Annotated in this window: 8 protein-coding genes and 1 pseudogene; 8 read left to right on the top strand and 1 reads right to left on the bottom strand. The window is 42.6% G+C overall.

Going from position 1 to position 9,541, the window contains the following annotated elements:
* Positions 1-389 precede the first annotated feature (389 nt).
* Both EWV84_RS12665 and EWV84_RS12660 read left to right on the top strand, forming a co-directional pair.
* Entirely contained in the window at positions 390-1,931 is a 1,542-nt protein-coding gene (locus EWV84_RS12665; RefSeq protein WP_287078266.1) for a ferredoxin--nitrite reductase, read from the top strand.
* A gap of 230 nt (positions 1,932-2,161) precedes the next feature.
* Positions 2,162-2,293: pseudogene (locus EWV84_RS12660) on the top strand (zinc ribbon domain-containing protein); the annotation flags it as partial.
* 13 nt (positions 2,294-2,306) lie between these two features.
* Here the strand turns inward: EWV84_RS12660 and EWV84_RS12655 are convergent.
* A complete protein-coding gene (locus tag EWV84_RS12655; RefSeq protein WP_287078263.1) occupies positions 2,307-3,341 on the bottom strand; it encodes a PstS family phosphate ABC transporter substrate-binding protein in 1,035 nt (344 codons plus the stop codon).
* A gap of 485 nt (positions 3,342-3,826) precedes the next feature.
* Between EWV84_RS12655 and pstS the strand changes: the two genes are divergently transcribed.
* The 6 genes from pstS to EWV84_RS12625 all read left to right on the top strand — a co-directional run.
* On the top strand, positions 3,827-4,948 hold the full coding sequence (gene pstS, locus EWV84_RS12650) for a phosphate ABC transporter substrate-binding protein PstS (RefSeq protein WP_287078262.1): 1,122 nt from the start codon (positions 3,827-3,829) through the stop codon (positions 4,946-4,948).
* A 94-nt stretch (positions 4,949-5,042) separates the two neighbouring features.
* Positions 5,043-6,002 (top strand): phosphate ABC transporter permease subunit PstC, encoded by a 960-nt coding sequence (gene pstC / locus EWV84_RS12645; protein ID WP_287078261.1) that lies wholly within the window; start codon positions 5,043-5,045, stop codon positions 6,000-6,002.
* 91 nt (positions 6,003-6,093) lie between these two features.
* Entirely contained in the window at positions 6,094-6,987 is an 894-nt protein-coding gene (gene pstA / locus EWV84_RS12640) for a phosphate ABC transporter permease PstA (protein ID WP_002732684.1), read from the top strand.
* A gap of 99 nt (positions 6,988-7,086) precedes the next feature.
* Positions 7,087-7,890: a phosphate ABC transporter ATP-binding protein PstB gene (pstB, locus tag EWV84_RS12635; protein WP_287078260.1), complete on the top strand. Its 804-nt coding sequence runs from the start codon at positions 7,087-7,089 to the stop codon at positions 7,888-7,890.
* 146 nt (positions 7,891-8,036) lie between these two features.
* Positions 8,037-8,834 (top strand): phosphate ABC transporter ATP-binding protein PstB, encoded by a 798-nt coding sequence (pstB, locus tag EWV84_RS12630; protein ID WP_287078259.1) that lies wholly within the window; start codon positions 8,037-8,039, stop codon positions 8,832-8,834.
* Between the two features lie 552 nt (positions 8,835-9,386).
* A partial coding sequence (locus EWV84_RS12625) for a helix-turn-helix domain-containing protein (RefSeq protein WP_287078267.1) occupies positions 9,387-9,541 on the top strand: 155 nt, incomplete at its 3' end.

The raw sequence follows: 9,541 nt of genomic DNA, 5'->3' as shown, positions 1-9,541 counted from the left end.
GGGAAAAAGTCCCTGAATTTTCCCCCCAATCACTCCAAGGGTCGGCACTTTTTGAGGGAAAAAAAGTCTAAAAACCTTGTTGGATAAGGTTTTTAGATTTATTCAGCAAACCCTATTTATTCTCCCCACTTCCCCACACCCCACCTTAATGCACTTACTGCATGATATAAATGCCTAAACACGATGGTGAGCGGATTTCTGTTACAAACAATACAAAATTATCCAACTTAAAACGAATTAAATAACAAATAGAGACTAGGTAAATTACTAAATTTTTGCTAATGACGACAGTATTTTAAAGAATACTTATTGTTAAATCCCGATTTCTTCATTTCTAAACCGCACCAACTAGAACAATTGCACCCACAGACCAGTAAGGAGATAGATTCGTGGTACAAGCACCTGAAAAAGATGGAACAACTCTCAATAAATTCGAGAAATTTAAAGCCGAAAAAGACGGATTAGCCATTAAAGATGAACTGGATCATTTTGCCCAAATCGGTTGGGAAGCGATGGATAAAACCGATTTAGAACATCGCTTAAAATGGGTGGGGGTTTTTTATCGTCCCGTCACCCCGGGCAAATTCATGATGCGTTTGCGGATTCCTAACGGCATTCTCAGTAGTGAGCAAATGCGAGTTTTAGGGGAAATCGTGCAGCGTTACGGTGATGATGGCAATGCCGATATTACTACTCGTCAAAACCTACAATTACGCGGTATTCGTATCGAAGATATTCCTGATATTTTCCAACGACTAAAATCCGTGGGCATGACTTCGGTACAATCGGGCATGGATAATGTCAGAAATATTACTGGTTCACCCATGGCGGGACTAGACGCGGATGAATTAATTGACACCAGGGAATTAGTCCAAAAAGTCCAAGATATGATTACCAACTACGGTCAAGGTAATTATCAATTTAGCAATCTGCCCCGCAAATTTAATATTGCCATCGAGGGGGGACGGGATAACTCTGTTCATGCGGAAATTAACGATATTGCCTTTGTTCCTGCCTATAAAGAGGGAGAATTAGGCTTTAATGTCGTGGTGGGCGGCTTTTTCTCAGCTAAACGCTGTGAAGCGGCAATTCCCATGAATGTTTGGGTGAGACCGAATCAGGAAGTGGTGGATTTATGCCGAGGAATTTTGGAAGTTTACCGCGATAACGGATTGCGCTCCAACCGTCAAAAATCCCGTTTAATGTGGTTAATTGATGAGTGGGGAATTGAGGAATTCCGCACGCGGGTGGCTAATCACTTAGGTTATCCTTTGGCAACGGCAGCCGAAAAAGACGCTATTGACTGGGAAAAACGAGATCATTTAGGAGTTTTTCCCCAAAAACAGGAGGGATTGAGCTATATCGGTCTTTGTATTCCCGTTGGTCGTCTATTTGCCGATGATATGTTGGATTTAGCCCGGATTGCCGAAGTGTATGGCAGCGGAGAATTGCGTTTAACCGTGGAACAAAACGTGATTATTCCCAATATAGCGGCTGAAAATATTGCGACTCTTTTAACCGAGCCTTTACTGGCTAAGTTTACCCCCAATCCCACTCCTTTACAACGAGCGCTCGTTTCCTGTACGGGGGCGCAATTCTGCAATTTTGCCCTGATTGAAACCAAAAATAAGGCTGTGGACTTGATTCGTCAGTTAGATGCCGAATTAAATATCCCCCGGGGTGTGCGGGTCCATTGGACTGGTTGCCCTAACTCCTGCGGACAACCCCAAGTGGCCGATATCGGTTTGATGGGGACAAAAGCGCGCAAAGACGGCAAAACCGTGGAAGGAGTTGACCTCTACATGGGGGGTAAAGTGGGTAAAGATGCCCACCTGGGAAGTTGTGTACAAAAAGGGATTCCCTGTGAAGATCTAAAATCGCTGTTAACCTCTATCCTCATCGAACAATTTGGGGCGACACCGAAAGGTTAATTAGGGTTTGCAGCAAAAAGTTTGTTGGTGGGGGTAGGGTGTGGGGTGTGGGGTGTGGGGTGTAGGGTTTTAGCGATTTTCAGGTGGTCAATTACCTAATTTTCAGGGAAAAAGTCCCTGAATTTTCCCCCCAATCACTCCTAGCTAAGGCACTTTTTGATTGACAAAAAGTCTAAAAGTCTTATCGAACAATGTTTTTAGATTTATTCAGCAAACCCTAAATATTCTAAACCGACCCAAACGCCTTGGGAGAGTCCGGCCTCTGGATTCTTAATGGAGACATTGAGAATCTAAGCTGTCTCGTTGAACAAGGAATTTCTAACAGCGATGGGTCAAGAATCCCCCGTTACAGCGTAGCTTGACGGTGGGAGTATGTCAATTAGCTTCAAATTGGGCTTGTTTACGAAGTAATTCCCCGATGGTTAAATTGGGTTGAGGTCTGCCATCAAAAACCGTTCCTACCTCAAATTTTTGCAACTGTACCCGTGCCAAATGATAGGCCTCATCCGGTAGAGGAATATAACCAATACTATCTAATAAATCAGGAACTCGATCGAGATAATATTTGACAAATTTCTCTAAAGCGGGATTCTCTTGGGCTTTTTGGGCATTAACATAAATAAACAAAGGACGAGATAAAGGCTGATATTTACTATCCTCTACATTGCTGCGAGTTGGTTCGATACCGTTAACTTTCAAAGCTTTTAATTTATCCCGATTTTGTTCATAGTAAGCATGACCAAAATATCCCAAAGCGTTGGGATCTTGACTGACGGCATTAACTAAAGCTTGGTCATCTTCACTAAAATTAAAGTCCCCACGACTGGCATCTTTGCCGTTAATTACCTCACTGAAAAAATCGTAGGTTCCGGAGTCTTTACCTGGCCCGTGAAGGGTAATCGGTTGGTCAGGCCAAGCGGGATTAATTTGATTCCAACGTTTGATTTTATTCTCGGCCGCTGGTTCCCAAATAGTTCTTAATTCTGTGGTCGAAATATCATCAAGCCAGTTATTTTGGGGATTGACTACCACGGTTAAAGCATCAAATGCGATCGGTAGTTCGATAAATCTTACCTTATTAGCATCACATTCTTTTAATTCTTCCACAGAAATCGGCCGAGAAGCATTATTAATATCGGTTTCTCCCGCACAAAATTTTCTAAAACCGCCGCCGGTTCCTGAAATATTAGCGTCAATTTTAACATCAGCCAAAGCTTTGTTAGGGGTATTAGCTTTAAAATCTTCGAGAACTTTATTGGTAATTGGTGCTACGGTACTCGAACCATCAATTTTAATTGGTTTTAGGTCTTGAGGATTAATATTGGCACAAGCGGGTAAAAGTAGAGCAGTTCCTAGTACAATTGCGACTACTTTGGTCGGACGAGATAGCTGAGTAAAAATTTCTAGCATAGGTGTAAAAAGGACAAAGTAAAAAAGGGGCGCTAGGTGTTTTTTCAGTGACCAGTAAACAGTAATCAGTAATCAGTGAGGGATTTGGGTGTTGGGGAGTTTTTTGCTGTAATCGGTAATCGGTGAACTGAAAACTCACATCTGATAACTGATAACTGATAACTGATAACTGATTCAAGGCTGGGGGATGATGGCTAAAAACCTTAATATTTTCTTTGTTGTTTTTACGTCGCTATAATGGTAAGGAAAGAGACAACCCCTATCTAGACATGAAAAGTTAGCGGCTTTACCTGCGACTTAAAACTAATGTTCAGTCAAAATAAATAGTAAAAGAAGTTGAGATTTTTGTCTAGTTATCGAGAAAATTTTTCTTGACAATACATTATATTTTTTTTATTCACTTCTTAACCTATTCTTTACCAAGCTGTGGTAACTTTTAGCGTAAGATTTAAGGCAGTTTACGGATCAAAATTAATCCTCATCCTATGCTCAACAAAAACAGAACCCATTTACTAACAGCCTTATCCATAGCGACTTTAACCGCGACTTTAACCGCTTGTGGGGGCGGTGATACGGCAGGAACTAGCGGAGAGGGAAGCAATAGAATCTCCCAAGTCCCTCTACAAGGAGAGGTCGCCCTCAATGGTGCGGGCGCTTCTTTTCCTGCACCCCTATATCAAAACTGGTTTGTCACCATCAATCAACTATTTTCTAAACTGCTAATTAACTATCAATCTACCGGTAGCGGGGCGGGAGTCGAACAATTTATTCAAGGTACGATCGATTTTGGCGCTTCCGATGTAGCCATGAGTGACGAAGATATGGCCAGAGTTAGCCGCGGGGTTTTACTGCTACCGATGACGGCGGGAAGCATCGTTATGGCTTATAATTTGCCCGGAGTAGAAGGGCTGAAACTAAGTAGGGAAGCCTATGTAGGCATCTTTTTAGGCACGATTACCCGTTGGAACGATGCCAAAATTGCCGCCGATAACCCCGATTTAAAACTACCCGATCAAGAAATTACCGTAGTTCACCGGGCAGACGGTAGCGGAACAACGGGAGTTTTTACTAAGTTTTTAAGCGCCGTTAGTCCCGAATGGAAAAAAAGCATCGGGGACGGAAAAGCCGTACAATGGCCGACCAAAAAAGGTAAATTTCTCGGCGGTAGAGGAAATGAAGGCGTAACTGCCCTAATTCAACAAAATCCAGGCTCGATCGGCTATATTGAGTACGGTTTCGCTAAAAATAATAACCTGCCCATGGCCGCCCTGCAAAATCAGGCGGGTAAATTTGTCAATCCCGATGAAACCAACGCCGCTGCAACCTTAGCCACGGTGGAATTACCCGAAAATCTGCGAGCTTTTATCGTTGATCCCCCGGGGGAAAATTCCTATCCCATTGTCACCTACACTTGGATGTTGGTCTATAAAAAATACAACGATCCCCAAAAAGCTTTAGCTATGGAGGCGATGATCGAATTTGGACTCAATCAGGGACAGGAACAGTCTGCCGCCCTTGGTTATATTCCCCTACCGAAAAACGTCCGCGAACGAGTAGCCGCCGCCGCCGATGTCATCTATCCCGATTACACAATCAAGGTGGATTAGTCGCCGAAAAAATGTATTCAAAGTTACAATAATAGTGGAGAGAGGTCAATTTCGACCTTAGCTACCGCAAACTAGCTGGATTTAAACCCTAATCATGAGTGCGCCCACAGTTTCACCCGAATCAAATTTTAAAGAACGTCCAGAATCGGAAAAAATCCTCGATAAAGGCTTTGTTGGATTAACTACCGCCTTTGCCATCGCTATTGGGGTAATTTTGCTCCTAATTGCCCTAGTTATTTTTATTCGGGCTTTACCGGCGATTCAAACCTTTGGTCTGGGATTTTTGACCAGTAGTGCTTGGAATCCCGTGCGCGGTCGCGAAGAATTCGGAGTTCTGCCCGTTATCTACGGAACTCTCGTTAGTTCTCTGATTGCCCTCCTGATTGCTGTTCCCCTCGGTATCGGTTCAGCCATTTTTTTAAGCGAAGATTTTATTCCCTTAAATGCGCGGACAATTTTGGTTTTTCTCGTACAACTCTTGGCCGCTATTCCCAGTGTTGTTTACGGATTGTGGGGCATTTTCGTGCTGATTCCTATACTCAGACCCCCGGGCAACTGGTTAAATGCTAATTTTAGTTGGATTCCTCTGTTTAGTACTCCTTTAGGGGGTCCTGGAATGTTACCGGCGGGAGTAATTTTATCGATTATGATCCTGCCGATTATTATCGCTATCTCTCGTGACTCTTTGGCCGCTTTACCGCCGGACTTGCGGCAAGCTTCTCTAGGTTTGGGAGCCACCCGTTGGGAAACGATTTTTCGGGTATTAATTCCTGCCGCTTTTTCCGGGATTGTCGGGGGGATTATGTTAGCTTTAGGGCGGGCTTTAGGGGAAACAATGGCAGTAACGATGATTATCGGCAATTCTAACCGCATTAGTGCCTCTATTCTCGCCCCCGCTAACACGATCGCCTCCTTGCTGGCTAACCAATTCGCCGAAGCTTCGGGAATGCAAGTATCAGCTTTAATGTATGCGGGTTTTGTGCTGTTAGTTTTGACCCTAGTAGTCAATATCTTCGCAGAATTAATCGTTAATCGCGTCAAAGCTAAGTATTAAGCCGTCAGAAGGCAGAAGGCCGCTTTTTTCTCCCCACTCCCCCACTTCATAATTCATAATTCATAATTCATAATTCCCACTGATAACTGACATGGATAGTGCGAATTTAGGCAATAATCTCAAAAAGAAACCGAGTAGTCCTCGATCGCTATTGGGGACAATTATGACCGTTCTCTCGGCTTTATGTTTAGCTGTCACCGTGATTCCCCTTTTTGCCGTCCTAGGCTTCGTTTTTGTGCAAGGGGTGGGTCGTTTAAACGCTAATCTCTTTACTAAATTACCACCACCGCCGGGGTTAGGAGGAGGCGGCATCGCTAATGCCATTTTAGGCACAATTATCGTCGTTGCCCTCGCTACAGCGATCGCAGTTCCCATCGGCGTTTTAGCGGCGGTTTATCTCTCGGAATTTAGCGGTGATAACAAACTTGCCCAGGGTGTGCGCTTTGCTACCAACGTTTTAGCGGGCGTTCCCTCGATTATTGTCGGGGTTTTCGCCTTCGGTTTGTTAGTTGCGCCCTTATTTGGCGAAGGAACAGCCCTTTTAGGTTTTTCTGCCCTGGCCGGTTCGATCGGTTTAGCGGTGTTAATGTTACCGACTATTATTAGAACCACCGATGAGGCTTTAAAAATCGTTCCCCAAGACATCCGCTGGGCAGCCATGGGTTTAGGGGCCTATAACTACCAAACTGTCCTAAAAATCGTCCTTCCTGCCGCAGTTCCCGCTATTTTAACCGGTGTGACTTTAGCAATTGCTAGGGCTGCCGGGGAAACCGCCTCCTTAATTTTTACGGCATTATTCTCTAACTTTTGGCCTCGAGGTGTCTTTGAACCGATTGCCACCCTTTCGGTCTTAGTTTTCAACTTTGCTACGGCCCCTTTTGCCCCTCAACAGCAATTAGCTTGGGCAGGTGCTTTAATTCTGGTGCTTTTGGTGTTGGTAACTAACATTTTATCCCGTTTAGCTACGCGCCAGAAAACCTATTAAGTCAAGGAAAAAGTGAAAAGGAAAAAGGGATATTTAAGTAAAAATCTATCTATCTTTCCAACTCCTCAATTATCCAAATTCAAGTGAAATAAATAATTTATGCTAACTAACTCTAACACCCATTCTGCAGGAACCGTTTTAAAGGTCGATAAGGCTGATATTTACTATGGTAATTATCGGGCAGTACGAGACGTTTCGATCGATATTCCCAAAAATAAAGTCACCGCTTTTATCGGACCCTCTGGCTGCGGAAAAAGTACCATTCTCAGGTGTTTTAATCGTCTCAATGATTTAATTCACGGTTTTCGTATTGACGGCAAAGTTTTTTATCATAACCAGGATATTTACTCTCAAGAGGTGGATCCTGTCGAAGTAAGAAAATGTATCGGTATGGTGTTCCAGCGCCCTAATCCTTTCCCCAAATCCATCTATGATAATGTGGTTTACGGATCGCGATTAAATGGTTATAAAGGCGATTTAGATGAATTAGTAGAAAAATCCTTGCGTCGGGCAGCTCTCTGGGAAGAAGTAAAAGATAAACTGAAAGAAAGCGGTTTTTCCCTATCGGGGGGACAACAACAAAGATTATGTATTGCTCGCGCTATTGCCGCTCAACCAGAAGTATTATTAATGGATGAACCCTGTTCGGCACTCGATCCGATTTCAACTTTAAAAGTTGAGGAATTAATGCACGAGTTAAAAGAACGTTATACAATTATTATTGTTACTCACAATATGCAACAAGCTACTAGAGTAGCAGATTTAACGGCTTTTTATAACGCTGAACCCACCGATAAAGGTGGCAAAATTGGTTATCTAGTCGAGTTTGATCATACGGACAAAATCTTCGGTGATCCTCGAGAACAAGCAACTAAAGATTATGTTAGTGGACGTTTTGGCTAAATCAGTTATCAGTTATCAGTTATCAGTTATCAGATGTGAGTTTTCAGTGAACAGTATGAAGTGGCAAGTTGGGAGTTTTCTTTTCACTGATTACTGTTTACTGGTCACTGAAAAAAAACACCCATCTTCTTTTTCCTTTGAAAATTATGTATAGTACCGATGTTGTTACCGATGCGGTTTTGAGAACCAAAAACTTAAATGTTTACTACGGTTCTAATCTCGCTGTTCGTGATGTTAACCTTGATATTCCTGAGAAAAAAGCGATCGCTTTTATCGGTCCCTCTGGCTGCGGAAAAAGTACGGTTTTGCGCTGTTTTAATCGCATGAATGATCTGGTTAAAAGTGCCAAAATTGAGGGAAAAGTTACCTTTCGCGGTCAAGATATTTATGGTAATTCCGTTAATCCTATCGGGTTACGCAGTCGTATTGGTATGGTTTTTCAGAAACCGAATCCTTTTCCTAAATCTATCTATGAAAATATCGCTTTTGGGGCGCGCTTAAATGGTTACATCGGTGATATGGATCAATTAGTGGAAGAATCTTTAAAAAAAGCCGTTCTCTGGGATGATGTTAAAGATAAACTCAAAGAAAGTGGTTTAGCTTTATCGGGGGGACAACAACAAAGGTTATGTATTGCCCGCGCTATTGCGGTTAAACCAGAAGTTGTTTTAATGGATGAACCCTGTGCGGCACTCGATCCGATTTCTACCATAAAAATTGAGGAATTAATTCACGAATTAAAAACCCAATATACTATAGTTATTGTTACTCATAATATGCAACAAGCGTCACGGGTTTCTGATTTAACGGCTTTTTATAATGCCGAACCGACCCCAAAAGGCGGTAAAGTGGGTTATTTAGTGGAATATGATCGCACGGAGGTAATCTTTCAAAATCCCGCTCAAGAGTCCACTAGAGATTATGTTAGTGGTCGTTTCGGTTAAAGGATTAATAATTAATCGTTATTCACGACCCCGGGATAGATTAATTTTTTCCCCAGGGAATGATTGAAAAATGATTAACTTAACTGATTGCGAAAACGTTTGGCGCTAATAGTTAAAAGTATGACAGCGAAACCAATCAGAGCCAATAAACGAATAGCAAAACCAAAGATAAAAAGAGTCATCACGGACAAAATGAAAGCGAGGGCAAGGATAAATTGACGCGACTAAACTGCACTAATTCCTTAGGACATTGGGAGAGAATTAGTTTCATAAAATTGCCCGATTACGGATAAATTCTTACGGCAGTTTTAGGGAACTTATCGCCCCTTTCCATGTCTAAGTCTAAGGCAGTAGCGAGGGTAATATAATCTAACTTTGCTGGTAATTTTCCCCGTTGTTGACCTTCTTCTCTACCTTCTTTTATCGAAAATTTGGGTTTAAAACCCCGTCGTTCTACGACGGCTTTTCTTGATCCCTAATAGAGCATCTGAGAACTTCCAATGGCGCACCTCTCAGTTTATAGGGTACAGACACAGTAATTTTAAACCAACAGTGAAAGCAAGGTATCAATACCGCATTTACCCAACCAACCAACAAAAGAGGCTTTTGTCTCAATTGTTCGGGTGTGTGCGTGTTGTCTGGAACGATACCTTAGCTTACTGCCAAGAACTCTATCGACAAGGAGAGAAAAAGCCAAAATATACAGA

The sequence above is a fragment of the Microcystis sp. M_QC_C_20170808_M3Col genome (assembly GCF_007095505.1).
Lineage (GTDB): Bacteria > Cyanobacteriota > Cyanobacteriia > Cyanobacteriales > Microcystaceae > Microcystis.
Note: the sequence above shows the minus strand (reverse complement) of the source record. Positions and strands in the feature narration are given on the sequence as shown.